Consider the following 25,659-nt stretch of genomic DNA (forward strand, 5'->3'; position numbering starts at 1 on the left):
GTTGCATCCGGTCGTTCCGAAACACGGCGCTATGGAACGGATGATCTCTGCTGCGGGGCCGATCTTACGCCTAAAACTCGCGCCCGGCCCGCCATTCGCCCCAACGCAGCCGGATATCAGCGCCCAGTTTCGCGATCGGTGCAGGAGGCAAGCGACGTGGAGCCGGAGCAGAGAGCGCACGGGCCAGAGCATCCGATGTCGCGCCGGTGGCGAGTTCGGCAGCCAGCATCCCGGCGAGTGTTCCTTTGACCGTGCCAAGGCCGTTCTGGCAGCAGGCACTAAAGAGCCCGTCGTCGAGTTCGCGGATTACCTGCACGTTGTTGCGGCTGAGGCAAAGCCTGCCGCCCCAGCGGAATTCCATGTTGACGCCTTTCAGCATCGGGAAGCGTGCTGCGAAAGCTGCATCGTGGTCGGCGGCAATGCGGGCATCGCGTTTGGGATCTGCCTCGAGAGACGGGTCAAAGGTAAAACGGTTGCGGATGATGATCCGGTCGCCGCCTGTGCCGGATATGCGGCGAACTGTGGTGCCCAGCGGGTCTGCGGGGGTGAGGCCCCAGATCGGGTCGCCGCCCAACCGCGCGCATTCGTCTTCCGTCAGCGCACGGGTCATGGAGGCATAGGTGTGGACGTGCATCAGGCGGCCAGTGTCGTGGCCAAAGCTATTGAGGTGGCCGTTGACGGCAAGGATCACCTTGGGAGCGGAGATGCGGCCCTTTGGAGTGGTTGCGGTCCAGTCACCATCGCGGCTGAGGCTTGTGACGGGTGAGTTTTCGTGAATCGTGATCCGGTTCGAGCGCAGCCCGTTGGCGCATCCCATGATGTACATCGCAGGTTGGATCATCGCCGTGCCAGGCGTGAAGAGCCCGCCTTGGTAATAATCCGTACCGGTGATCGCCCGCATCTGAGCGGCATCGAGCATCTCATGCGGCTCGTTCATCTGGCTCAGGTGTTTGGCATAGCTGACGTTGTGTGCATGGCCCTTGGTGCTGGCTGCGCCGTTGATCTTGCCGGAGCGGATGAAGGCTTCTTCAGGCAAGCCAAACGCCTGTGCCATGTCGGCGGCAAAGTCGATGGCGCGGCGATTGTCGGCGGTTTGGGCGATGTCGGCGTCGAGCGCACCGCCGTAATCCTCTGAGGCGAGGTCGTGGGGCAGGTCGATCATGAAACCCGAGTTGCGCCCTGCTGGTCCATGCCCGACGCGCGTGGCGTCAAGGATCGTGATCTGGTCGGTTGGACAGATCTGTGACAGGCGGCGCGCGGCGGAGAGGCCGGCAAAGCCTGCGCCGATGATGAGCCAATCCGTGGTGGTCGTGGCTTCCAACGGCTGCGCGGGAGGCGCATCGTGTAATAGTTGTGCCCATGCCGGTGGGCCGGGGTCCTTGGGAAGTTGTTTGACCCTCATGGCAGGCTCAACTGTGTCATGCGGCCACCGTCGATGGTCCAGACTTGGCCGGTGATCCAAGCGGCCTCTTCTGAGGCGAGCCAGACGATCAGGTTGGCGACATCCTCCGGCGTGCCTGTGCGGCGCATGGGATGGATGTTTCCGATTTCGGCCCGGAAGGAGACCGGGTCCGGCATGCCTTCGATGAAATCCTCGTTTAGCGGAGTGTCTATCCAACCGGGTGCCACTGCATTGCAGCGGACCCCGTCGGGGCCGTGGTCGACAGCAACGGCGCGCGTCAGCCCGTGTAGACCCGCCTTGGATGCGCCGTATGCGGGGTGGCGGGGATTGTTGCCCAAACCTTCGACGGATCCGATGTTCACGATTGCGCCCCGCGCGGCGATCAGGTGGGGCATGGCATATTTTGTCAGCAGGAATGGCGCGGTCAGGTTCACCGTAATCTGCGCATGCCAATCCTCGACGCTGCTTTCGATCACTGTGCCTTCGCGCATGATCCCGGCATTGTTGATCAAAATGTCCAACTGTCCAGCAGCATGGACAACCGCATTGATCACGCGTTTTGGAGCGGTTTCGTCGCTGAAATCCGCAGTGATGTCCTCATATCCCGCCGAACCGCGTTGAGCGGTAAAAACCCGTGCGCCACGTTCCGCCAAAAGGCGTGCTGTCGCTGCCCCCATGCCGGAGGACGCGCCCGTGACCAAGGCTGTTTTTCCGGTAAAATTCATATCACCGGTTTCCCACCGTTCACCTCGACCAAGGCGCCTGTCATGTAACGGGCGGCGTCCGAGGCGAGGAACAGGATCACATCCGCGATGTCCTCTGGTTCGGCGATACGGCCAATTGGAACCGAGGCATTGAGTTCTTCGACAGCTTTGTCCGCATCAAGGCCACGGATTTCGAAACCGGTTCGGATCATAGGTGTGTTGACTTCGTTTGGACAGACGGCGTTGACGCGGATGCCTTGGTGAGCGTGGTCTCGACCTAGGCATTGGGTCAACGATGCGATGGCTGCTTTGGACATCACATAGAGCGGGTGGTCCGGTCCCGGACGCAGACCCCAGCAGGATGACGTATTAACGATGGCGCTGCCTTGGCCCATCAGTGGGATCGCCGCACGACACAGGCGAAATGGTGCCTCGACATTCACGCCCATGGTCAAGGCGTAGTCAGCGTCAGTGGTATCTGTGATGGGGCCACGCGTAATCACGCCCGCATTGTTGCAGAGGATGTCCAAGCCACCGAGGGCATCGGCGGCACGGGCAGGCAGAGCATCGCAGAACGTCGGATCCAGCAGGTCACCGGGCAGGTGGGTGACACCCGTCAGTGCCGACGTATCCCTGTCCGTGACGGCGACATGGGCGCCTTCGGCCAAGAGGCCCGCGACGATAGCTCTACCAATGCCACCAGCAGCACCGGTGACAAGCGCGCGTTTGCCCTCAAAACGCACGATGCTGTGCCACTATTGCGGGCCTGTCGATGCGACCCATCTTAGTAATCCTGATTGAGCGCTTCTGCGGCTGGGATCTCGCGCTCGCGCCGGGCGATGTAGTCCAGAAGTTCCTCATTCTTTGCCGGATCGAGCATCGGCTCCTGATACTCGTTCAGCAGGTCTCGAGCACGGGTCAGCGCCCGTTCGTTGATCTCGACCGACCCCTCAGCCTGCCACTGTTCGATGCTGTTGTTGTCGAACATCTCTGGCATGAAGAATGCTTTCTGGAATTTCTCCAGCGTGTGGGGATGGCCGAGGTAATGCCCCCCGGGGCCGACATCGCTCACGGCAGCGATAGCTTCGTCAAAGTCAGACCAGTCGATCCCTTCGGCCATACGGTAGCCCATGGCGCACATCTCGGCATCGACGACGAATTTGGCCATGGAACAGTGCATTCCGGCCTCATTCCAGCCTGCGGAATGCCAGATGTAATTCGCGCCGGCCATCAACACGGCGTTCAGCGTCATGGCGCTTTCATAGCCCGCTTGCGCGTCAAACGTCTTGGCCCCGCCCAAAGTGTTCGAGGTGCGCCACGGGATGTCGTAGTGGCGCGCCATCTGGCCGATCATGAAGTTCATCAGGCTGATCTCTGGCGTACCCGCCATCGGCGCGCCGGATTTCATGGATACAGTCGACAGGTAATGCCCGTAGATCGCAGGCGCGCCTTTGCGGACGACTTGTGTGTAGGCCAGTGCACTGAGAGCCTCGGCGTTCAACTGGGCCACGGTCGCGGCGGTGGAGGCAGGCGTATTTGCCCCGCCAAGGACGAAGGGACTGCACAGCACGGGTTGGTTGCGCTTTGCAAAGGCGCGCATCGCACCAAGCATAGTTTCGTCCCAGACGAGCGGGCTATTGCCGTTGCAGTTTCCGGTCACGACCGGGTGCGTATCGATGAAGTCGTCGCCAAACAGGATGGCGCACATCTCCATGACGTCTTCGGCGTTCTTTGGGCTGGTCGTCATCCCCATGAACGTCTTGTCCGAATGCTTCATCGACGAATAGGTGATCCGCAGGTGGCGGTGGCTGATCGGGTGATCGTAGGGTTCGACGATGTGATGCGCGCTTGAATGGATCGCGGGCAGCATGTGCGACAGCTTGTGGAAATTCGCGAGGTCATCCAGCGTCGGGTTGCGGCGCTTGTCTTCTAGGTCGCGCAGGTATGGCGCGCCGGTCATCGGCACAAAGATCGAGTGGTCGTGGCCGAAGGGCAGGTTATTGGCCGGGTTTCGTGCGTGGTAGGTGAAGGATGACGGGATCGTTGAGATCAGCTCTTTCACCAGATGCCGGTCGAGATAGACCATTTCGTCCACGACCTTCGCGCCTGCGCGTTTCCAGTCCTCAAGCGCGATAGGGTCGCGGAACTGGACGCCGACGTTTTCGAGGATATGCATGGATGCGGCGTCGATGCGTTCGATCTGTTCCTGATCCATCGGTTCGGTCAGGGGGAGACGGCGTTTGAGGGCGGGCAGCATCGTGATGTCGCGGGTCTGGCGGGCCGCTTTACGCGCGCCGCGTCCGCGACGGGTTGTGCCGGTGGCTTCTACATTCATATCGCGCCTCGCTTGGCGAAGATGTGTGTTACGCCCCGGACTTGATCCGGGGCCTCGATGTCAAAGGTCGCGTCCTGCGGGTCGAGGTCCCAAGTCAAGCCCGGGAGGTGAGTTTCCCAATCACCCCACATTGTCGCCATCCTTTGGATCGGTCAGGTCAATCCAGATCGTCTTGATCTCGGTGAATTGGTCGTGCGCGTGGATACCGTTGTCGCGTCCGCCAAAGCCCGATTGTTTGTAGCCACCAAACGGCGTGGCGCTGTCGCCTTCGCCGTAGCAGTTGACGGTGACCGTGCCTGCCTTGATCTCGCGCGCGGCGCGGATGGCTTTGCGTGTGTTGGCGGTGAAGACTGATGCAGCAAGGCCATACGCGGTGTCGTTCGCAACGGCGATTGCTTCGTCATCTGTGGCGACGGTCAGGACGCTCAGGATCGGGCCGAAGATTTCTTCGCGCGCGCGTTTGTCGTCTGGGTTCACTTCGTAGATCGTGGGCAAGACGTAGGGGCCGTCCTGTGTGCCGCCGATAAGGGCATCGTCGCCGAGGTAACTGGCGACTTTCTCGCAATGACGCCCATTTACGAGCGCACCGAGATGGTTGGCGGGGTCTAGAGGGTCGCCGGTTTTCCAGTCTCTGACCCGTGCCAGAATCCGCTCCATCAAGGGCTCTTTGACATCCTTGTGCACGATCAGACGCGAGGTGGCAGAGCAGTTTTCGCCCATGTTCCAGAAGGCGGCGTTGACGACGTGTTCGGCCACATGGTCGAGGTTTTCGGCGTCGGACATGACCACGGCGGGGTTCTTGCCGCCGCATTCGAGGACCACACGCTTCATGTTGCTGTCGGCAGAATAGCGCAGGAAGCGTTTGCCGGTCTCGGTCGAGCCGGTGAAGCTGACCATATCCACGTCGGGATGCATGCCAAGGGGTTCGCCGACGCTTGGCCCGTCGCCGGGCAGGACTTGCAGTACGCCGGAAGGGATACCCGCTTCATAAGCAAGCTCCGCCACACGCAGCGCGGTGAGGCTGGTATCTTCGGCGGGTTTCACGATGACGGAGTTCCCGGCGGCCAGAGCTGGCCCGATTTTCCACGCGAGCATCAAGAGCGGGAAGTTCCATGGGAGGACGGCTGCGACCACTCCTATGGGTTCGCGGATGATCATGCTGATCGCGTCGTCGCCGGAGGGGCCCACCTGATCATAGACTTTGTCGATCAGTTCGGCGTGCCATTTGATGCAATGGATGGTCTCGGGAACGTCGATCGTTTCGCAGTCGCGGATTGTCTTGCCGCTGTCGAGGCTCTCCATGACGGCAAGCTCGCGACGATTGCGGGTCAACAGTTTGCAAAGGCGGATCAGGGTGTCTTTCCGCTCGGACGGGTGCAGGCGGGACCAGTGGCCCTGATCAAAGGCTTCGCGCGCTTTTTGAACGGCAAAATCGACATCAGACGCATCGCAGGTCGCGATGGTGGTGATCACGTCGCCTGTCGCCGGGTTCGTGGTTGGCAATGGCGCGCCCGAACCTTTGCGGAACTTGCCGTCGATGAAGGCGGCTGCGGGCGGATTGAGATCGGCAGCGATGGCCTTGTACTCAGCGTGGGTCAGAAGGTCGGACATAACTCAGGCTCCCTCAATCGCAGCAATCGCGCGATCCATTGTGCGGATGACTTCGGCCAATTCGCGTTTGTCGTCTTTGTTCAGTGGCTGAAGTGGTTTGCGCGGTGGCCCAGCATCAATGCCACGCAGCGTTAGGCCGTATTTGATGCATTGGATGAACTTGCCGCCCTGTTCGAGTACGCGCATCAGCGGCAGCATCGCCGACATGATCGCGCGGCCCTTGGTGAAATCACCTTCAACGGCGCATGCGCGATAGAGAGCGATATGCGCTTCGGGCGCAAAGTTGGAGCCTGCGCAGACCCAGCTGCGGGCGCCCCATGCAAAGAACTCCAAAGCCTGATCATCCATCCCGCAGGACAAAGCGATATGTGGGTAATCACGGGCCAGCATGTGTAGGCGGTTTACGTCGCCCGAGCTTTCCTTGATGGCGCAGAAATTTGGCGAGCGGCCCAGCCGGTCTAGGGTTTCCTCGTCCATGTTAACGCTCATGCGGCCCGGATAGTTGTAGAGCATCGCAGGCAGGTTGGCAGCGCGGTCGATGGCAAGCGCGTGCAGCGCGATTTCGCGGCCCGTTGGGTATGCGTAGGGTGGCGTTGCCACAAGGATCGCATCTGCTCCGATGTCTTTCGCGGCCTCGGCATAGGCGATGGCGTCTTCGGTTCGGATCGCGCCTGTTCCGACGATCATCGGCACGCGACCAGCGATCAGGTCTTTGACCCGGTGCATCATGTCGAGGCGCTCGTCATGGGTCTGCGCGTAGTATTCGCCCGTGGTCCCGGCGACGATGATCCCATGGACACCCGCCGTGATCAGATGATCCACGGTTTGCTCCAGAGCTTCTTCATTGAGCGAAAAGTCGTCGTTATAGGGGGTCACGAGCGGCGTGTAGATGCCTTCAAACTGCATTGCGGCGGTCCTTGAAAGGGATGACGTCGACGGGCAGCGGGTCGGGGCGGACAAACCGCTCGACCCGGTCGCGGGACAAATCCCAGTGTTGCAGGGTGAGATCGACAATCAGGGCGGTTTCCTGTGCTTCGATCGCGGTGATCATCGCTTCATGCTGATCGGCAGCCTTTGTGATCAGCAGGCTCTCTTCTGCGCTGGCGGCACGATAGAAGGTCTGGGACAGGCGCGTGTGATCGATCAAGAGACGGTCCAGCGCGGCCATAAGATAGGCGTTCTGTGCCATTTCGCCGATGATCTGGTGAAACCGGTGATTGGCAAGGCTGGCGGCGTCCACGTCGCGGCCTTGGGTGGCACGGACGAAGTCGCGCTGGGTGTCTTTCAGTGTGTCGAGTTGCGCTTCGGTGCGGTTTTCGGCCGCCATGCGCCCGATATTGGCGTACATCATCGGTGCCGTCTGAAAGAACGTGCGCATCGTAGTGACGTCCATCGAGGCCACCTTTGCGCCCCGGTTGTCTTCGAGCGTGATGAAGCCTGCCCCTGCGAGACGCTGCAGCACCTCACGCATGGGGGTGCGTGACATGCCATAGGTCTGGGTCAGTCCGGCCTCATCCAGCGCCGCCCCCGGCGCGAGGTCGAGCGCGAGGATGCGGCGTTTCAGATCATCGAGGCACGTGTCTTTGGTGTGGGTCGGCATGGCGGCTCGGTCGTTTGTATACATTTTGTATACACCGAGTCGTGCGTACGGCAATCAAAATTCCACAACACGCCCCAGGCATCACCCGGGGCCTCGATGAGCCGGGTGAGCGCGTGGTGCTTTGAGGTCCCGGGTCGAACCCGGGACGTAAACTGAGGTAGAGGTCCCGGATCAAGCCCGGGACTGAGTCGTGGTTCAGATCAGCGGGACGCCTTGCATAAGCTTGGGCAGGTCGCCGCTTTGGCCTGACGCCTCGCGCATGAAGGTCTTGCGCAGCCCCGGCATCGCGTTGACCGCACCCATGCCAAGATCGCGGACCGTGCGAAGGGCGGTGTTGTCGTTGGAAAAGAGCCTGTTGAACGTGTCGGTTGCCAAGGCGAGCGTGGCGGTGTCGAACCGTCTCCATTGCTGGTAGCGGCGCAGCACCGGGGCGGTCCCGATATCTTCGCCGCGTCCGCGTGCCTCAACCAAAACTTCGGCCAAAGCACCGACATCGCGGATGCCAGCATTCAGACCCTGGCCCGCAATAGGATGGATGCCGTGCGCCGCATCCCCCACGAGCGCGACACGATCGTCGATGAAGCGTTCCGCGATGGTCAGATTGAGTGGATAGGTGAACCGATCGCCAGCCAGTGAAATCTCTCCGAGAAAATCACCAAAGCGGGGGCGCAGGACGTCCAGATAGCCCGCATCATCCATCGCCTGAACTTCGGCTGCGCGGTTGGAGTCCTCGGTCCAGACGACGCCAACGCGGTTTTGGGTCAGTGGCAGGATGGCCAATGGTCCGGCGGGCAGAAACAGTTGGTGCGCGATGCCGTGATGCGGTTCCTCATGCGCAATGGCGCAAACAAGGGATGTCTGGCCATAGTCCCAGCCGATCCGTTTGATGCCGGCGCGTTCCGCCACGCCGCTGCGCCGTCCATCGCACCCGATCAGCAGGGGTGCAGACAGGGTTTTGCCGGACGCGAGTGTCACCTCGACACCGCCGGGCACGACGGTTTGGGACACAACGGTCTCTTTTGGCAGATGCGTCAGTGTCTTTGCATCGGATTCGGCTTCGAGCAGCGCGACACGGGCATGGCGGTCTTCGACCATAAACCCCATCGGGTCAGGCCCGATTTCGGCATGGTCGAAATGTAGAAAGAACGGAGAGGGTGGCTGGCCGGGACGACCATCGCTGACTTTGATTTCGTTGATCGGTTGCGCGTCTGGCGCAAGCGCGTCCCACAGACCGATGGCGCGATAGAGGCGAGACGTCGCCAGTGCCATTGCGTAGCTGCGCCCGTCAAAACCCTTTTTCCGGCGCGTGGCCTTGGGAAGAGCGTCGATCATTGTTACCTCAAACCCGGACCGGGCGAGTGTCAGGCCAAGCGTTGAGCCAACGAGCCCGCCGCCTACAATCAGGATATCTGCATCAAATCGCATGGTGCTGACATATGGGCGCTGGCTATGGCTTGTCCACGCAAGGCGGTCGCGCGTATCGTCACGGGGCTATTCGGGAACATGTTATGAAAGACTGGCTGACAAAATCCGCAGCAGAACAGGGGCGTGCCATCGGGAAGCGTGACCTTGACCCCGTGGCCTTGGCCGAGGCCTATCTTGATGCCATCGAAGCCCATGAGTTTGGCCCGAGGATCTATGCACGGACCACGCGCGAGCGCGCCTTGTCAGAGGCGGCTGCGGCGCATGATCGGGCGAAATCGGGCATGCGCGTGGGGCCGCTGGATGGTGTGCCGATCAGTTGGAAGGATTTGTTTGATACGGCGGGTGTGGCGACCGAGGCCGGATCTGCCCTGCTTGAAGGACGTGTACCGGATCGCGATGCGCGGGTGCTGCGTGCCGCGACCCGCGCTGGAACCGTCTGTCTCGGCAAAACACATATGTCCGAACTGGCGTTCTCGGGCTTGGGCCTGAACCCAATCACAGCCTCTTCACCCTGTGTAAATGATCATGAAGCCATTTCTGGCGGCTCGTCTTCGGGTGCGGCGGCGTCGGTCGCATTTGGGTTGGCGGCTGCGGCAGTTGGGTCGGATACTGGCGGGTCGGTGCGCATTCCGGCGGCATGGAACGATCTGGTTGGGCTCAAGACGACATCCGGGCGTTTGTCGCTTGAGGGCGTGGTGCCGCTTTGCAAACGGTTTGATACTGTGGGTCCCCTGACGCGGACGGTCGAGGACGCTGCGCTGATGCTCGCCGCGCTTGAGGGCGGATCAGCGCCTGATTTGAGCGGGGCGTCACTCTCTGGGATGCGGTTTCTGGTGATCGAGACGATCGCGCTTGACGCTGTTGAGCCGGTTCCGGGGCAGGCGTTTGACGATTCCGTTGCAAGGTTTGAGGCCGCAGGCGCAGTGATTGATCGACGCACCATGCCGATGCTGAACGACGTCTTTGCCTTGATGCCTGCGCTGTTCCCTGCCGAGGCCTATGGTCAGTGGAAGGACGTGATCGAAGCTAACCCTGAGAAGATGTTTCATGAAATCTTGGCCCGGTTCCGGGGTGGTGCCAACGTCAGTGGACCCGACTTCGTTGCTGCGTGGAACACGCTTGAGGCGTGTCGTGCGACGTTCTGGGAGGAAGTGGCCGGATATGATGCGGTCCTGATCCCGTCGTCGCCAATCCTGCCGCCAAACATCGAAAAGCTGATGCGCGGGGACAGCTATTACGTGTCAGCGAACCTGCTGGCCCTGCGGAATACACGGCTGGGGAACCTGATGGGCGCTGCTTCGCTGACCGTGCCGACGGGCGTCCCGAGTTGCGGGGCGATGTTTGTCACCGCGCCGGGCTGTGAAGAGCGGCTGTTGCGGATCGGGGCGGCGGCGGAAATGGCGTTGCAGTAAGGGTTTCAGCGGCCACATTAATCGTTGATCCCGCCCGGCGGCACCGCCGGGCGGGACGGGTCTTTGGTGTTACCCCCTCATATTCACCCAAACTGCCCCTGACAAAACCATCCACCTGTCATCGCCCCGCCATGGGCGAAGTAAAGCCACAGCCGCGCTCCGGACGTTGTCATCACGCGCCAGTAATCGCGGGTGCCTGTGCGCCATGCCCGTTCGTCCAGCCACCATTCGGGCGCAATGCGCTCTGGTCCCTCTGCAGCGGCGACCTCGAACCGACGTCCACGCCAGCGGAAGCTGTCTGGCACCCTTGGCACCTGTTCCAGTCCTTCGGGTGGGGTCACCAGTTCCGGGTCAAACATGATCAGGGGCCGTGGCTGTTCGATCACCTGCCAGTCGAAATTCGGAGGCGCAAAGGCGGCCATCACCACCTGAGAGGTCTTTTCCGGAATATGGGACGAGGCCGGATGCAGGCGGGTGATCGCCTCCAGCCCAACACGTGCGCCGATGCGACCGATCAGGTCATCCATCTCAGAGCGTTCCTCTGGCACACGATCAGAGGGCAGGCGGCGGTGCTGTTCCGGTTTCACATGCTCATGTACCGTCACGACAAGGCGCAGCATGTCGATGCCGAATCCAGCATCAAGCGCGTCCATCTTCATCGCCAAAAGCGGGCGCATCCGGTCGGGGGAGGCGGCGGGGCGCGCCAATCCGACGTCGATCACCTGCATGGTGCTGTCCGTGCGATAGGCCTCAAGCCTGAGCGCGCGCGCCCCGCGCGAGGCCTCGGACAACCGGCGCGACAGGGTGGGCAGCATCCGGTCGATGGCGGCCATCACATCATCCTCAAGCCCGATGGGGTCGGGCAGCGTCATCCGACATGAGAAATTCAGCGGTGGGCGCGCTGGGCTGATCGGTTCTCCGACGGTGCCGACAATCTGATCAAGCCGCAAACCAAGCTGGGTGCCGAACCGTCGCTGTACGGGCGCGCGGGGCTGGTTCAGAACATCCTCGATCCGGCGCAGGCCAACGCGGTTCAACTCGGTCACTGTCTTGTCGTCGATGCGCAGCGCCGACAGCGGCAGCATCCCGATGGCCTGCCGAGTCTGGCCGGGGGGCGCGATGCGGGTTTGGCGGCGGGTCATGGTCGACACCTTGGGCGCAGCACCACCCCGCTCCCAGTTGCGCCGCTTCACGGCGCGCGCACGGGTGGCATAAGCCTCTTGGTCAATTGCGTCGCCAGACCGGGTTGCTGTGGGGTTTTCGCCGCAATAATGCGACAGCGCCCATGCTGCGCCCAGCGTATCGGCCAGCCCCAACCGCACCGTCAGGCCAAACCGTGCGCAGTCATTTTCGATAGCTTCCAGCATTCCTTCCTCACCGCCAAAGAGATGGGCGCAGCCGGTGATATCAAGCGCAAGCGCATCGGGGTCTGTCTCGGACGCCCATGGAGAATATTTGCCCGCCCAGCGGCGCAGGTGGCCCAGAAACACCGCTTCTGCCGGGGCGACCTGTGTGTGGGTTTCAAGATGCGGGCACATGGCCAAAGCATCGCGCAAAGGTTGGCCTAGGCGCACACCTGCGGCCTCGGCCTCGGCACTGAGGGAACAGAGCACCTGCATGTTGGCGTGATCGGCCACAACGGCCAACGGGCCGCTCACGGTTCCGCGCGCCTTGCGGAGCAGGCGTTCAGCCCCCATGCGAGGGAACCAGACCGACAGAATGCGGCGGTTGTTTTGAAATAGGTCAGCCATCGTCATTCCTGTGGCAGCAGAAATGTTCACACTATGTTCTTATTTCGATTCTGCTTGCGCTGTCGATCCTGATTGGTCAGTTTCACGCGATGAAACGTCTTCTGACCCCGGTCTGCATAGCTTTGGCCGCCACCACAGCGGTCGCTCACCAAGGGGTGAAAAACCCCGACGTGATGGCGCGCATGAACAGCATGACAAGCGCCAAGGATGCCTTTCGCGAGGTATTGTTAATGGCCTCAGAAAAAGCGCCGTTTGATGCGGTGAAAGCCGCCGCCGCGCGCGATATCCTGATCCGTTCAGGTCAGGACACGCCGTCGCTTTTTGCCAACGGTGCCACCGACCCCAAAAGCGAAGCGCTGCCCGTGATCTGGACGCAATTCGATGATTTCACAGCCAAAGCGCAAAGCTTTACTGCCGCCGCTATTGCGCTTGATCCCACCTCTTTGGCCGGGCTGAAGGCTGGCATGCCTGCGGTGGGCGAAGGCTGTCGCGCCTGCCACTTTACCTACCGCAAGGAAGAGGACGGTTAACCACAGGTGATCCGCCGGATGACGCCATCTGCATCTGTTGCGATATTCAGGCGTCCGGGCAGGAAATCCATCGTCACCGCCGTGCCGGGCGGGATCACGCGAATGCGTCCGTCATAGTCCACCAGACCATCTGCATAGGTTTTGCGTATGAGCCCCTGTAATTCACCGGCAGGACAATCGCCTGTCAGGTTCGGAACCGTGTCGGCCTTGGTTGCTGGGCTTGCGCCAGCGTCCTCGTCAGGGGTGCAGGCCAAGAGCAGCAAGGCAGACAAAAAAGACAGAACGCGCATAGGATTATCCACAAGTCAGTGCAGCAACGCTGTCGGTTGCTGTGAGATAAATATTCAGGCGCTGGGCAAAGAACTCCTCTGTCACGCTGTCGCCGGGGCGAATGACGCGCACGGGTCCGAGGATTTCGACCGTCATCAGCTCTTCAAGCTCCAACCCGATCAGACCTCCCCGTTTATCCGCTCCGCAAGGGACAAGCTTTGCCGGGTCCTGCTTTGGCGGCTCCATAGGCTCGCCGTCGGGCAGGCCGCAGGCCGTGAGACAAACCAAAACACTCGGTACAATCCAACGCATACCCCATAATCGGGATTTGCCAGCCAAGTCGCAAGTTTCTTGCAATGTGGCTGCCGCTGGGTCACGGTTTCTCAAAACGAATTCGGGAGGATCTGAAATGCGTACGCGCGCCGCCGTTGCCCTTGAGGCCGGCAAACCGCTTGAGGTGATGGAAGTAAACCTAGAAGGCCCAAAGGCCGGAGAGGTACTTGTCGAGATAAAGGCCACAGGCATTTGTCACACGGATGAATTCACCCTGTCCGGTGCAGATCCAGAAGGGATGTTTCCCGCCATTCTGGGGCACGAGGGCGCAGGTGTCGTTGTCGAGGTAGGCGAGGGTGTGACCAGCCTTGAGGTCGGTGACCATGTGATCCCGCTCTACACGCCGGAATGCCGCGAATGCGACTATTGCCTCAATCCGAAAACGAATCTGTGCCAAGCGATCCGCACGACGCAGGGTGCAGGCGTGATGCCGGATGGCACGTCGCGGTTCTCGATGCTCGATGGCACGCCGATCCTGCATTACATGGGCTGCTCCACATTCGCGAACCACACTGTTTTGCCGGAAATCGCGCTGGCCAAGGTCCGCAAGGACGCGCCGTTCGACAAGATTTGCTACATCGGCTGCGGTGTCACGACAGGCATCGGTGCTGTGATCAACACGGCCAAGGTCGAAATCGGCTCGCGCTGCGTGGTGTTTGGTCTAGGTGGCATCGGCCTGAACGTCATTCAGGGCCTGCGGCTTGCAGGGGCCGATCAGATTGTCGGCGTGGACCTGAATCCGGGTAAAGTCGACATGGCGACCAAGTTCGGCATGACCGACTTCGTGAATCCCAAGGACGTCGATGGCAGCCTTGTAAACCACCTCGTGGAATTGACCGGTGGCGGCGCGGATTACTCATTCGATGCCACGGGCAATGTGCAGGTCATGCGTGATGCCTTGGAGTGCGCGCATAAGGGCTGGGGCGAGTCGATCATCATTGGTGTGGCACCAGCGGGTGCCGAAATCAGCACCCGACCATTCCAGCTTGTCACCGGCCGGGTCTGGCGCGGCACAGCCTTTGGCGGCGCGCGCGGGCGGACCGACGTGCCCAAAATTGTCGACTGGTACATGGACGGCAAAATCGAGATCGACCCGATGATCACCCACACAATGGGTCTGGAAGACATCAACAAGGGCTTTGACCTGATGCACGAAGGCAAAAGCATCCGGGCAGTCGTGACGTTCTAATCCAGATTGGCGCTGGGCCCCGAAAGCTCAGCGCATCCAATCTTCTTGCTGAAATAACTTCCGCCGGAGGCATCTACCGGTGCCCCTGGGGCAGGCGGTTGAGAAGAAAGTGACTTTGGGGCGGTGCTTCAGACCGCGTAACGCGCTAGGAACATCGCCACGGCCCCATCCACAACGCGGGCCTTTTGCGCGTCGCTCACGTTCTCTTCGACATGCAAAATCTTGCGCGGGAACACCATCGCCTTGCACAACTCGCAGAGTTGGTGGGCTGCCAGTTCCTTATCCTCAATCTCAAGCTCACCCTTGGCCTCGGCCTTTACGAAATAGTCGATAAGGATCGAAGCCACGAGTTCGGGGCCGCATTCATAATACCGTGGCCCCAACCCATCGAAGTTGCGGCTTTCGGCGATCGACATGCGAAAGGTCTGTTGGCCAAATTCACTGAGGAACACATCCACAAGGGTGCGCGCGACCTGTGTCAGAACGACTTGGGGGGGATGGCCAAAGTCGATGTCTTGCATCGCATTGTCGGCAAGCCGTTCGCACTCGGCCTTCATGACCTCAACGAATAGGAGCTTTTTGTCAGGGAAATAGGAATAGAGCGTGGCCTTGGACACGCCTGCCTCGCGCGCGATGTCATCGACGCTGGCGCGTTCAAACCCGTCCGACAGAAACACCTGCCGCGCCCCTTCGACGACTTGGTCGAATTTGCGTCCACGGCGAACTGTCTGGGTTCCGTCTGGCATGAATGCTCCCTTGTCGATGACCTTAAACCCTAGAGTTTGGTTTCGACAAGGGAAGCGGGAGAGCGGTTTCCCCGGCGTTCCACCGGCGAAACCGGAGAAATTGGTGTCAGGCGCGGTTATCCGAGCAAACCGGTGCGCTCAGATCAGCGCAGGTTTGCACGATGGTCGGAGTCGTGTCCGGCTTGGGAAAGGTGAGCCCCTCCGGAAAGGGATCAAAGGTGATCGCAAAGGCCGGTCCTGCAAGAATGGCAAAGGCAACAGTGGCGGCAGAGAGCGTTTTGGCGAACATGGGCGGGTCCTCGTTTGGTCAAAAGTGAACTGGTTGGTACAGCTTAAGTAAACTGTACAGTTCAGTTTGCAAGTGAAAAATGAACTGTTGAGTTCACTTTTTCAAAATTGCGCTGCGACAGGGTTTTTTGTTCCGAAACCGCTCCCGGATATTGCCGCCTCGGGGCGCTCAGGCTAGCCCTTGGGGATGCTGGCGATTTTTCTAAAAACCTTGCCCTTCTTCGCGTTGATCGGTCTTGGCTATGTCGCCGGACGGACCCGGTTCTTTACCGAAGAGGCCACGGCTTACCTGACGCGCTTCGTGTTCTATTTCGCCCTGTCGGCGATGCTGTTCAAATTCTCTGCCAACCTGTCGATTGCCGATGTGCTCGATTGGCCGTTCATCTGGGCGTATATGTGGGGAACCATGTTGGTGTACCTGGTTGCCACAGCCATTGCGCTTCTGCGTTGGCTTCCGATCGAAGAGGCCGCCGTCGAAGGCCAATGCGCCGTGATCGGCAATGTCGGGTTTCTTGGCATCCCGATGCTTGTCCTGCTGCTGGGCCAAGAGGCGATTGGCTCGGTCATGATGGTGCTCGCCGTGGACCTCATCGTATTCGGGTCGCTCATCGTGATCCTGATCACCGGCTCGCGCGATGGGCGAATGTCGTTGGGTATTTTCAAAACGGTCGGCAAGGGGCTGATCACCAACCCCATGATCGTATCGATTTCGCTTGGACTGATGTGGTCCGCCAGCGGCGCCCCGATCCCGGCGCCTGCCAATGAATTCCTCGATATCCTTGGCTCTGCGGCGACGCCCGGTGCCCTGTTTGCCATCGGAGCCTCACTTGCCAGCAAAAGCGCGGAGCGGGTCTCGATTGCAGGCTGGCTGAGCTTTTGCAAACTCGTTCTGCATCCAGCCGCCGTCGCGCTGGCTGCTTTGGTGATCTTTCCTGTCGAACCCTATGCCGCCGGCGTCATGATCGCCGCTGCGGCCTTGCCGGTGGCTGGGAATGTCTACATCCTCGCCCAACACTACGGGGTTGCGCCGACGCGCGTGTCCGCCTCGATCCTGATTTCAACGGCCATCAGCGTCGTCACCGTGTCAGCCATCATAGGCTGGGTCAGCACTCTGTCATAAAGGACCAACCATGAAGACAGTTTCCGAAAATGCCTGCTTTGGTGGGACGCAGGGCGTCTACACACACGCGTCCGAGGTCTGCGATTGTGACATGACCTTTGGGCTGTTCCTGCCGGAAGAAGCCCGCGCTGGCCCTGTCCCGGTCCTTTGGTACCTGTCTGGCCTGACCTGCACCCACGAAAACGCCATGGTCAAAGCGGGCGCGCAGGCCTGGGCCGCCGAGGCTGGCATCGCGCTTGTTTTCCCGGATACCTCGCCGCGCGGCGACAGCGTGGCCAATGACGAGGCCTATGATCTGGGCCAAGGGGCGGGTTTCTACGTCAACGCCACCGAGAATCCATGGGCGCCACATTTTCAGATGTGGGATTACGTAACCACGGAATTGCCAGCAATCATCGGTGAGATGGGCTGCGATCTCGACCGTCAGGCGATCACAGGTCACTCCATGGGCGGGCACGGTGCGTTGACCATCGCCATGGCCCATCCCGGGCGCTTCAAATCCGTGTCTGCCTTTGCTCCGATCTGCAACCCGACGCAAAGCGACTGGGGCCGCAAGCAACTCACCGCTTATCTGGGCGATGACGAGTCCACCTGGGCACGCCACGACGCGACCACTCAGATGGCGCAGGTTGGCCTCGATGCTCCGCTGCTGGTCGACACGGGCACCAACGATCAGTTCATCGACCTGCTCAAACCCGAAACCTTCGCCGCAGCCGTGGCCTTGCGTCGCCAACAAGCTGTTCTGCGCCTGCAGCCGGGCTATGACCACAGTTATTTCTTCGTGTCGACATTCATGCCCGATCACATCGCGTTCCATGCCGAGGCGCTGGGCTAGCCCGTGATCTATGTGGATGCCGATGCCTGCCCGGTCAAAGCCGAGGTCGAACGCGTGGCCACGCGGCACAAGATCAAGGTGGCCATGGTCTCGAATGGCGGCATCCGCCCATCACCCAATCCGCTCATTGAAAGCGTGATCGTCGCCGAAGGCCCTGATGAGGCAGATAAATGGATCGCAGAGTCCTGCGGTGCCGGGGATGTCGTGGTGACCTCAGACATCCCGCTGGCCGCCCGCGCCGTCGAGGCAGGCGCGCTGGTGCTCAAACACAACGGCGAACCCCTGACGCAGTCAAATGTCACTCAGGCCCTCGCGACGCGAGACCTGATGCAGGACATTCGCGCAGCGGACCCTTTCCATCAGGGTCGGGGCAAATCCTTTTCCAAGGCTGACCGCAGCCGCTTTCTTGATACGCTCGAACGTCTGGTCCGTCAGGCCGCCGCCCGTGCCTGACGCTACCCTTTCTATGTTTTACAAATACTCCGGGGTCCAAGGGGCAGCGCCCCTTGCGCCGCCGTAGGCGGCGCCCCCTCCGGTCACAGGTCCGCAGGACCGAAGAGGGAGGTGGGCGGGATCGCTTCCAAGAACCCAGCCAAGGTCCGATAGCGACCGCGCCCAGTGTCGCGTTTGCGATGGCGTGAGATCTTGGGCGGGGATACCCAAGTCACATGCTGTCTTCCCTCATGGCCAATCCTGCCCGTTTCGGGGCGCTCTGCGCGTCCATTGCCGTGTTCACCTTTTCTGTGAACGACGTCATCATCAAGTTTCTGAGCGGTGACTACGCGCTACACGAAATTGTCCTTTTCCGGGCCTTGTTCGGCATTGCACTGACGGCGGTGCTGATCGCGCCCTTTGCCGGCGGTTGGCGCATCATTCGCACCCGCCGGGTCGGCATGCACATCCTGCGCGGGATGATGGTCGTTGTTGCCAATATGACTTTCTTTCTTGGCCTTGCCGTTCTGCCCTTGGCCGAAACCGTGGCCATCTTCTTTGTGTCGCCACTCCTGATCACGGTCTTTTCCGTCATCTTTCTTGGTGACCGTGTTGGCCCGTTCAGGTGGGCGGCGGTTCTGGTTGGATTGCTCGGGGTCGGCGTTGTGCTGCGTCCCGGGTCAGATGGCTTTCAGATCGCAGCGCTCCTGCCCATAGTCGCAGCGACAGCCTATGCCGGGTTGCACATGATGACGCGCTACATCGGCAAAACCGAGAGCGCCGCGACGATGACAATCTACATTCAGTTAACCTTCGTCATGGTCTGTGTGGTGTTTGGCGTTCTGTTCGGCGACGGAAAACTTGCTGATCAGGACAATGCATCCTTGGCCTTCCTCTTTCGTGCGTGGAGTGTGCCTAGCCTGCCTGATCTTGCTCTGATGGCCGTCATTGGGATTGGTACAGGTCTGGGAGGTTTCTTTATATCGCAGGCCTATCGCGTGGCTGAGCCGTCTGTTGTCGCGCCATTCGAGTACCTCGCGTTGCCGCTCTCGATCCTCTGGGGGTATCTGGTGTTCGACGAGATCCCTGATGCAACAGCCCTTGCCGGGATCGTGCTGATCCTTGCCTCGGGGCTGTTCATCATCTGGCGCGAAAACCGCAGCAATGACGAGGTTATGGTTGACGCCCCGCGCGCCCGGCGATGATCTGGGCACGGAGTATCAGAACCGTGTCAGACCCTAGAAACAGGACTTCAGCATGACCATTCAAGCCGTCATATTTGACATCGGAAACGTGCTGATCGAGTGGCAGCCCGAACGGTATTACGACCGCACCATAGGCGAGGACCGCCGCAAGGAAATGTTCGCGCAAGTCGATCTGCACGGGATGAACGAGCTCGTCGATCTGGGGCACAATTTCACCGAGACCATCTATGCCACGGCTGAAAAATACCCGGAGTGGCGGGCTGAAATCCGTGATTGGCACGACAATTGGATCGAGCTGGGCAGTCCGGCCATTGACCAGTCCGTGCGTTTGCTTCGTGCGCTTCGGGCAAAAGGCGTGCCGGTCTTCAATCTCACCAACTTTGGTGTGGAGTCCTACGCCTATGCCCAGACCCAGTATGACTTCCTGAACGAGTTTGACCGCGAATATGTGTCCGGTCGGATGCGGGTCACGAAACCCTCAGAAAGGATATACCAGATGGTCGAAGAGGATTGCGGAATTGCACCCTCTGCTCTGCTCTTTGCCGATGACAGAACCGACAACATCGACATGGCGCAGGCGCGGGGGTGGAAAACGCATTTGTTCGACGGCCCACAGGGCTGGGCGGATCGGTTGGTATCCGAAGGCCTGCTGACGCGCGACGAGGCTGTGTGATGCAAACCATCGGATTTGAGGACGGCGAAGCGGGTCTCGACTGGCTGGCCTTGTGCGACGCGCTTGAGGCGGGCCATCAATTTCCCAAAGGCAGCATCGAGGACAGTTTTCTTTACCGGGGCGACGATACGATCCTGAGCCGCGCGGCATGGATTGACGGTCTGGGCGCGCTTGTCAAAACCGCGACCGTCTTTCCTGGCAACCCGGCCCGGGGGCGGCCGATGATCGGCGGGGCCGTGACGCTGTTTGATGACCAAACGGGTGTTTTGGCGGCAGTCATCGACTTCACTCTTGTCACGAAATGGAAGACGGCGGGTGACAGCCTGCTTGCCGCTCGGAAGCTGAAGCCTGAGGCCGATCGTATTCTGATCGTCGGCGCGGGAACGGTCGGGCGCTCTGTCCGCGAAGCCTTCGGCGCGGGCTATCCCGGCGCTGAATTCGCGGTGTGGAACCGAACGCAAGCGGGCGCGGAGGCGATTGCAGACCGTTATCCCGACACCAAGGCCATCACCGACCTAGCGGACGCGGTCTCAGAGGCCGACATCATCGTGACCGGCACGATGAGCACCGAACCGGTGATCAAAGGCGCATGGCTGAGGCCCGGACAGCACCTGAACATGATCGGCGCCTATCGTCCGGATATGCGGGAAGCAGACGATGAGGCTTTGTTGCGGTCTAAGGTTTTCGTGGACAGCCGCGATACGACGCTGGGCCATATCGGCGAATTGAAGATCCCGTTGGAGCAGGGCGTTATCGCGTCCGACGACATCGTTGCCGACTACTATGACATTGCCCGGTTCCAGTCCGATCCTGAGGACATCACTCTCTTCAAGAATGGCGGCGGGGCGCATTTGGACCTGATGACCGCGCATTTCATCCTGTCCAGATATCGGTCCTGATCGCTGCTTCTGGCGGTCGCTAACAACGCGTTCACGCGACCTGTTACGCGGCGACTGCTGCAGGCTCCCGCCGCTCTTTGATCGGTAAATGCACAATCGCGCTGAACGCGCCCACGGCGACACCGACCCACCAGACGGCGGTGTAGTCGCCATAGATGTCGTACATGCGACCGCCCAGCCAGACACCAAGGAACGACCCAAGCTGGTGTGAGAAGAAGACAATGCCGTAGAGCGTTCCCATGTAGCGCAAGCCCCAGATATGGGCGACAAGGCCAGAGGTCAGCGGCACGGTGGCGAGCCAGAGGCTCCCCATGGCAACCGAGAACAGGATCACCGAGGTTGGTGTGATCGGGAACATGATGAACAGAGCGGCGACTACGGTGCGGCCTGTATAGATGCCCGCCAGCAAGTACTTCTTGGAATAACGTTTCCCGGCCCAGCCCGCGAGCAGAGTGCCAGCAATATTGGCTACGCCGATGAGCGAAATGGCCACCGCGCCGAGGGCCGAGGTCGTCGTGATCCCAATCGAATATAGCGCACCGCCGGGCATGATCGGGCCACAGAGCTCTGTCACGAACGCGGGGAAGTGGGCCGTGACAAAGGCCAGCTGATAGCCGCAGGAGAAAAAACCGAGGAAGATCAGCGTATAGCTTGGGTCCCTGAAAGCCTTGCGCAGGACATCACCCATGCTTTCTTCAAGCTCGGATTTGCTGACTGGAGGGGCCTTCATCGCAGGCAGGACCATCAGAGAAGCGACGATCGCGATGGCGAAGGTCACGAAAACGGTTTGCCACGGCATGATCGACAAAAGCGCCTCGGCAACCGGCGCGCCGACGACCTGACCGGCGCTGCCAGCCGCAGTCGCGATGGCCAGTGCCATGGAACGGTTTTCATCCGATGCCGCGCGCCCCACAACAGCCAAGATCACGCCAAAACCTGTCCCTGCGATGCCTAACCCAATCATCCAGTTGAACCATTGGTGCGCTTCAGGGGTCGTCGAAAAGCTGCTGAGCACCAAACCCAGCGCGTAAACCAGCGCGCCTATGATGATGGCTTTGCGATCCGTCATCTTTTCGGCGAGCGCGCCAAAGAGCGGTTGCCCGATCCCCCAAGCAAGGTTCTGGATGGCTATGGCGAGCGAGAATTCGGCGCGAAGCCAGCCGTATTCCTCGGCAATCGGAATCTGAAAGACGCCGAACGAAGCGCGCACGGCAAAGCTGATCAGCATGATGATGCAGCCTGCAACCAGAACAGGGGTAACCAGCGGGGCGTGACGTGCGGCAGAAGAAGTCATGCGCGGGACCGTGGCGGCGAATTCCCGGCGCGTCAATTCAGCAGTTTTGACGGTTCACATCAGAAATTGTGACCTCATGCGACATAGGCAGGGTTTGTGTGGCTGGCGCGGGCAGAGTAAGGGGCGGGCATGGCGGTTTTGGAAACCTACGAAGCCCGGGTGGCCGACGGCACCCTGACGCGCGATCCGGCACAAGAGGCGGTATTGCCTGAACTGGCCCGCATTGCCGAGGCCGTGGCCCAGCCTGTCAAAAAGAGCGGCTGGTTCAGCAAGAAGAAGCCGGAGCCGATCAAGGGGCTCTACCTTTGGGGCGGGGTTGGGCGCGGCAAGTCCATGCTCATGGACCTTTTTGTCGACAGCCTGAGCGTTCCGGTTCGCCGGGTGCATTTCCATGCTTTCATGCAGGAAATCCAAGGTGCGCTGCACGAAGTGCGCAAGACAGGCGTGGATGATGCCATCCTGCCCGTTGCGGACGATGTGGCCGCCAACCTACGGGTCCTTGCATTTGACGAAATGCAGATCACAGACATCGCCGACGCCATGATCGTCGGGCGATTGTTCGAACGCCTGTTCCACCATGGGGTTGTTGTGGTGACGACATCGAACCGGGTGCCCGATGATCTTTATAAAGACGGGCTGAACCGCAGCCTGTTTCTGCCGTTCATCGACTTGTTGAAAGAACAGATGGTTGTCCATGAACTGGTGTCACCAACGGATTATCGTCAGGACCGCCTTTCAGGCGAACAGGTCTATTTCACTCCGAACTCCGCCGAGGCCCGCGCAGCCATTGCTGCGATCTGGGAGGACATGGCCGGTGGATCAACGCCGCTCAGCCTTTTGGTCAAGGGGCGTGAGGTGGTGTTGCCTGCATTCCGAAACGGGGTGGCGCGGGCGCGATTTCACGACCTGTGTGGGCGACCGCTTGGACCGGCAGACTACCTTGCGCTCGCCGACGCGGTCCGGGTGCTGATCCTTGAAGATATCCCAGAGCTCGGGCGGTCGAATTTCAATGAAGCGAAGCGGTTTGTGACACTGATCGACGCGCTCTACGAAGCCAAAGTTCGCTTGATTGCCTCGGCGGCGGCCAAGCCTGAAATGCTTTATATCGAAGGTGAAGGCACCTTTGAATTCGAACGGACCGCGTCGCGGTTGCGCGAGATGCAGGCAGCGGATTGGGGCCGGTCCAAGGATTAAGGCTCGACCCGTCTGGTAGTTCGGCCCTGCCAAAATGGAAACGGCGCCGGTTACTGGGGTACCGACGCCGTCCACTGCTCTCTTTTGACGGCTGCCTGCCTAGAGATTTTGAATTTCGGGAATGCGCAAAAGTTGGCCCACGACAAGTGTGCGGGATTTCAAGATGCGGCGGTTGGCCTCAAAGATTAGGTCGGCCTTCGATGGGTCATCGTAATAGCGCAGCGCAAGCGTCGTCAGGCTATCGCCTAGCCGCACGGTATGGACTGCCTGTGTTGGGGCGGCGGCGAGGGCGGCGCGTAACTCTGACGTGTCCAGCGTTTGAGCAAAGGTTTCGAGGGTCTGCGCCGGTTCTTCGGGCGCTTGCGAAACAACCTCTGTTCGGGTTGGGGCGATTGGCGTGACGGCAGCCGGAGCCGGGGCGGCGCGGCCGGTCGCGGCCGGTGTAACGGTTTCGGTCCCGATTTGCAGAAGCGAGGGGCGCAGCGTGCCATCAGGTGCGCGTCGCGTCGCGGTCAGCAAGTTCGGGCGTTCTTCTGCAAGACGACCAAAGAGCATCTCGTCACGTTCGACCTCTTGGCGACCGATGCTGGCTGCCGGACGATCAGACAAGGTGATCGGTGCGGCGCGCGTGACCTCGATCACTGGTGCTGGCGTCACTGGGGTAATCTCTGCCACCACCCCAGGCTCTGGAGTTCTGGGCGCAGCGACAGGTGCCATGGCGATGTCAGCCGTCTTGTCTTGCGTGGGCTGAGTGACCTCGGGCAGGGCCGATGCCTGATCTTGGGGCGCAGGTGCATTCTTAGGCTGAAAAAAGATCAACGCGCCGGTCACGAGGACGAACGCGCCAATGATCAAGAGCGGCCTAAAAGGGAGGGACTTAACTTCATCGCCTTGGGAGCGAGGCATAATTGGCGTGCCAGCGGGCGATGAGGCGCGCCTTTTTGGCGACATTGCCTTGCCGACCTTCCGCAGCATCGTTGAACCCCCTGAAACTTGCGCAATATCTGGCGAAGAGCCGCAAATTTAGCGCGAAATAATGCAGATGGCCTACATCTAGAGGGTGGCCGCGAATCATGTCAACAGCCTGCGAATCGCCCCCATTGAATCGATTCGATTTTTTTCGGGAGTTGCGTCGGGCTTAACCGTTCTCGCGCAGCACGTGACCGGCAAAGTACAGCGATCCGCAAATCAGGATGCGGGCGTCTGGCGATGCTTCGGAAATGCTTTGCAGAGCCGTTCGAATATCAGGTGCCGTGCGTGATGGAATGCCGACGCCTTCGGCGGCCTTGGCCGTAGTCTCGGCGGGCAGAGTGGCGGTTTCCCCGGGAATACTGAGCGCCGTCAGACTTGCCGCATGATCAGCGATGGGTCGCAGAAAGCCAGAGATATCCTTGGTGTTCAGCATCCCGCAGATCACGTAGGTGTCACGCGGGGGCAGCCCAGCCAAGGTTGCCGCGATGGCGTCGCCCGCTGCGGGATTGTGGCCGCCGTCAATCCAAAGCTCTGCGTTGGGTGCAAGGTCGGCCAGCTTTCCGCTGCGCATGCGTTGCATACGTGCGGGCCATTCAGCATTGGTCATCGCTGCTTCGCAGGCGGCTTCACCAAATCGGAGGCTGCGCAAAGCGGACAGAACCGCGCCGGCATTCTGGATTTGGTGCGGCCCCGGCAGAGCAGGCAGCGGTAGATCCAGCAGCCCGGTTTCATCTTGGAACACGAGACGCCCAGCCTCAGTCGTGACATGCCAATGCTGACCATGGGCCATAAGCGGCGCACCCACGCGCGCAGCGCGGGCTTCGATCACATCCATGGCAGCGTCTTTCTGGGGGCCGATGATGCCAGCCACACCGCGCTTGAGAATGCCTGCCTTTTCACCGGCAATATCGCCCAGCGTGTCGCCAAGGAATTGCTGGTGATCCAGATCGACGGGCGTGATGATCGTAAGGTCTGGCGTGTCAATGACGTTGGTCGCATCCAGCCGTCCGCCAAGCCCGACCTCTAGCAAGGTGTAATCGGCAGGGGTGCGGGCGAATGCCAGAAGCGCCGCGACGGTCGTGATCTCGAAATAGGTGATCGGCGCGCCGTCATTGGCGGCGTAGCATTCGTCCAAGACCTCGGTCAGGTAGGCTTCGCTGATCAATTCACCCGACAGGCGAATGCGTTCGTGAAACCGCACAAGATGGGGCGAGGTATAGGCATGCACGCGCTTTCCCGCGCCTTCCAGTCCGGCGCGGATCATGGCCTGCGTTGATCCTTTACCGTTGGTTCCCGCGATATGGATCACCGGGGGCAGGTCGTTTTGCGGATTGCCCAGCCGGTCCAATAGTCGCCAGACTCGGTCAAGCGTCAGATCAATGATCTTGGGATGCAGCGCCATCATGCGCGCAAGAATGGCGTCGGATGTCTGTGTCATC

General features: G+C 60.6%; 26 protein-coding genes. 10 read left to right on the top strand and 16 right to left on the bottom strand.

The window, feature by feature from the left end:
• Positions 1 to 70 precede the first annotated feature (70 nt).
• The 8 genes from FE702_RS13040 to FE702_RS13075 form a co-directional block, all read right to left on the bottom strand.
• A complete protein-coding gene (locus FE702_RS13040) occupies positions 71 to 1,402 on the bottom strand; it encodes an NAD(P)/FAD-dependent oxidoreductase (protein WP_147126736.1) in 1,332 nt (443 codons plus the stop codon).
• On the bottom strand, positions 1,399 to 2,127 hold the full coding sequence (locus FE702_RS13045; protein ID WP_147126737.1) for an SDR family NAD(P)-dependent oxidoreductase: 729 nt from the start codon (positions 2,125 to 2,127) through the stop codon (positions 1,399 to 1,401). Before FE702_RS13045 ends, FE702_RS13040 begins: the two co-directional genes overlap by 4 nt.
• A complete protein-coding gene (locus tag FE702_RS13050; RefSeq protein WP_430303234.1) occupies positions 2,124 to 2,849 on the bottom strand; it encodes an SDR family NAD(P)-dependent oxidoreductase in 726 nt (241 codons plus the stop codon). Before FE702_RS13050 ends, FE702_RS13045 begins: the two co-directional genes overlap by 4 nt.
• 41 nt (positions 2,850 to 2,890) lie before the next feature.
• Positions 2,891 to 4,441: a trimethylamine methyltransferase family protein gene (locus tag FE702_RS13055; RefSeq protein WP_147126739.1), complete on the bottom strand. Its 1,551-nt coding sequence runs from the start codon at positions 4,439 to 4,441 to the stop codon at positions 2,891 to 2,893.
• Between the two features lie 120 nt (positions 4,442 to 4,561).
• On the bottom strand, positions 4,562 to 6,052 hold the full coding sequence (locus FE702_RS13060; RefSeq protein WP_147126740.1) for an aldehyde dehydrogenase: 1,491 nt from the start codon (positions 6,050 to 6,052) through the stop codon (positions 4,562 to 4,564).
• Between the two features lie 3 nt (positions 6,053 to 6,055).
• Complete coding sequence (locus tag FE702_RS13065; protein ID WP_147126741.1) at positions 6,056 to 6,958, bottom strand: dihydrodipicolinate synthase family protein; 903 nt, start codon at positions 6,956 to 6,958, stop codon at positions 6,056 to 6,058.
• On the bottom strand, positions 6,948 to 7,676 hold the full coding sequence (locus tag FE702_RS13070) for a GntR family transcriptional regulator (protein WP_255449682.1): 729 nt from the start codon (positions 7,674 to 7,676) through the stop codon (positions 6,948 to 6,950). The genes FE702_RS13065 and FE702_RS13070 overlap by 11 nt, the downstream gene beginning before the upstream one ends.
• 171 nt (positions 7,677 to 7,847) lie before the next feature.
• The gene (locus FE702_RS13075; protein WP_147126742.1) at positions 7,848 to 9,077 is read right to left on the bottom strand and encodes a UbiH/UbiF/VisC/COQ6 family ubiquinone biosynthesis hydroxylase; all 1,230 of its coding nucleotides are present in this window, start codon (positions 9,075 to 9,077) and stop codon (positions 7,848 to 7,850) included.
• 83 nt (positions 9,078 to 9,160) lie between these two features.
• On the opposite strand from FE702_RS13075, the gene FE702_RS13080 reads away from it, so the two are divergent.
• The gene (locus tag FE702_RS13080) at positions 9,161 to 10,489 is read left to right on the top strand and encodes an amidase (protein WP_147126743.1); all 1,329 of its coding nucleotides are present in this window, start codon (positions 9,161 to 9,163) and stop codon (positions 10,487 to 10,489) included.
• A gap of 83 nt (positions 10,490 to 10,572) precedes the next feature.
• Here the strand turns inward: FE702_RS13080 and FE702_RS13085 are convergent, their stop codons facing one another.
• On the bottom strand, positions 10,573 to 12,240 hold the full coding sequence (locus tag FE702_RS13085; RefSeq protein WP_147126744.1) for a DUF6504 family protein: 1,668 nt from the start codon (positions 12,238 to 12,240) through the stop codon (positions 10,573 to 10,575).
• A gap of 89 nt (positions 12,241 to 12,329) precedes the next feature.
• On the opposite strand from FE702_RS13085, the gene FE702_RS13090 reads away from it, so the two are divergent.
• A complete protein-coding gene (locus FE702_RS13090) occupies positions 12,330 to 12,770 on the top strand; it encodes a c-type cytochrome (protein WP_147126745.1) in 441 nt (146 codons plus the stop codon).
• On the opposite strand, the gene FE702_RS13095 is transcribed toward FE702_RS13090, so the two are convergent.
• Both FE702_RS13095 and FE702_RS18630 read right to left on the bottom strand, forming a co-directional pair.
• Positions 12,767 to 13,060: an I78 family peptidase inhibitor gene (locus FE702_RS13095; protein ID WP_147126746.1), complete on the bottom strand. Its 294-nt coding sequence runs from the start codon at positions 13,058 to 13,060 to the stop codon at positions 12,767 to 12,769. The two genes, FE702_RS13090 and FE702_RS13095, sit on opposite strands and share 4 nt — an antisense overlap.
• Before the next feature lie 4 nt (positions 13,061 to 13,064).
• Positions 13,065 to 13,352: an I78 family peptidase inhibitor gene (locus tag FE702_RS18630; protein ID WP_186827083.1), complete on the bottom strand. Its 288-nt coding sequence runs from the start codon at positions 13,350 to 13,352 to the stop codon at positions 13,065 to 13,067.
• A gap of 97 nt (positions 13,353 to 13,449) precedes the next feature.
• Here FE702_RS18630 and FE702_RS13105 point away from each other — a divergent pair, with 97 nt between their 5' ends.
• A complete protein-coding gene (locus FE702_RS13105; protein ID WP_147126748.1) occupies positions 13,450 to 14,562 on the top strand; it encodes an S-(hydroxymethyl)glutathione dehydrogenase/class III alcohol dehydrogenase in 1,113 nt (370 codons plus the stop codon).
• 128 nt (positions 14,563 to 14,690) lie between these two features.
• Here the strand turns inward: FE702_RS13105 and FE702_RS13110 are convergent, their stop codons facing one another.
• On the bottom strand, positions 14,691 to 15,308 hold the full coding sequence (locus FE702_RS13110) for a TetR/AcrR family transcriptional regulator (protein ID WP_147126749.1): 618 nt from the start codon (positions 15,306 to 15,308) through the stop codon (positions 14,691 to 14,693).
• 106 nt (positions 15,309 to 15,414) lie between these two features.
• Entirely contained in the window at positions 15,415 to 15,597 is a 183-nt protein-coding gene (locus FE702_RS13115) for a hypothetical protein (protein WP_147126750.1), read from the bottom strand.
• A 186-nt stretch (positions 15,598 to 15,783) separates the two neighbouring features.
• Here FE702_RS13115 and FE702_RS13120 point away from each other — a divergent pair, with 186 nt between their 5' ends.
• The 6 genes from FE702_RS13120 to FE702_RS13145 all read left to right on the top strand — a co-directional run bounded on the left by FE702_RS13120 (position 15,784) and on the right by FE702_RS13145 (position 20,760).
• Positions 15,784 to 16,716 (top strand): AEC family transporter, encoded by a 933-nt coding sequence (locus FE702_RS13120; RefSeq protein WP_147126751.1) that lies wholly within the window; start codon positions 15,784 to 15,786, stop codon positions 16,714 to 16,716.
• 10 nt (positions 16,717 to 16,726) lie between these two features.
• Positions 16,727 to 17,551: an S-formylglutathione hydrolase gene (gene fghA, locus FE702_RS13125; RefSeq protein ID WP_147126752.1), complete on the top strand. Its 825-nt coding sequence runs from the start codon at positions 16,727 to 16,729 to the stop codon at positions 17,549 to 17,551.
• A gap of 3 nt (positions 17,552 to 17,554) precedes the next feature.
• Positions 17,555 to 18,004 (top strand): YaiI/YqxD family protein, encoded by a 450-nt coding sequence (locus tag FE702_RS13130; protein WP_147126753.1) that lies wholly within the window; start codon positions 17,555 to 17,557, stop codon positions 18,002 to 18,004.
• Between the two features lie 215 nt (positions 18,005 to 18,219).
• The gene (locus FE702_RS13135; protein ID WP_147126754.1) at positions 18,220 to 19,188 is read left to right on the top strand and encodes a DMT family transporter; all 969 of its coding nucleotides are present in this window, start codon (positions 18,220 to 18,222) and stop codon (positions 19,186 to 19,188) included.
• A 52-nt stretch (positions 19,189 to 19,240) separates the two neighbouring features.
• Positions 19,241 to 19,861: an HAD family hydrolase gene (locus FE702_RS13140; RefSeq protein ID WP_147126755.1), complete on the top strand. Its 621-nt coding sequence runs from the start codon at positions 19,241 to 19,243 to the stop codon at positions 19,859 to 19,861.
• Positions 19,861 to 20,760 (top strand): ornithine cyclodeaminase family protein, encoded by a 900-nt coding sequence (locus FE702_RS13145; RefSeq protein WP_147126756.1) that lies wholly within the window; start codon positions 19,861 to 19,863, stop codon positions 20,758 to 20,760. The genes FE702_RS13140 and FE702_RS13145 overlap by 1 nt, the downstream gene beginning before the upstream one ends.
• Before the next feature lie 43 nt (positions 20,761 to 20,803).
• On the opposite strand, the gene FE702_RS13150 is transcribed toward FE702_RS13145, so the two are convergent.
• Complete coding sequence (locus tag FE702_RS13150) at positions 20,804 to 22,054, bottom strand: MFS transporter (protein WP_147126757.1); 1,251 nt, start codon at positions 22,052 to 22,054, stop codon at positions 20,804 to 20,806.
• Between the two features lie 129 nt (positions 22,055 to 22,183).
• On the opposite strand from FE702_RS13150, the gene zapE reads away from it, so the two are divergent.
• Entirely contained in the window at positions 22,184 to 23,248 is a 1,065-nt protein-coding gene (gene zapE, locus FE702_RS13155) for a cell division protein ZapE (protein WP_147126758.1), read from the top strand.
• Between the two features lie 99 nt (positions 23,249 to 23,347).
• Here zapE and FE702_RS13160 read toward each other — a convergent pair whose 3' ends face one another.
• Positions 23,348 to 24,154, bottom strand: a complete 807-nt coding sequence (locus FE702_RS13160) for a LysM peptidoglycan-binding domain-containing protein (protein WP_186827084.1) — start codon at positions 24,152 to 24,154, stop codon at positions 23,348 to 23,350.
• Positions 24,155 to 24,386: 232 nt separating this feature from the next.
• On the bottom strand, positions 24,387 to 25,658 hold the full coding sequence (locus FE702_RS13165; protein ID WP_147126760.1) for a bifunctional folylpolyglutamate synthase/dihydrofolate synthase: 1,272 nt from the start codon (positions 25,656 to 25,658) through the stop codon (positions 24,387 to 24,389).
• Position 25,659 lies beyond the last annotated feature (1 nt).

Origin of the sequence: Shimia ponticola (assembly GCF_007995215.1) — a bacterium.
Lineage (GTDB): Bacteria > Pseudomonadota > Alphaproteobacteria > Rhodobacterales > Rhodobacteraceae > Shimia_B > Shimia_B ponticola.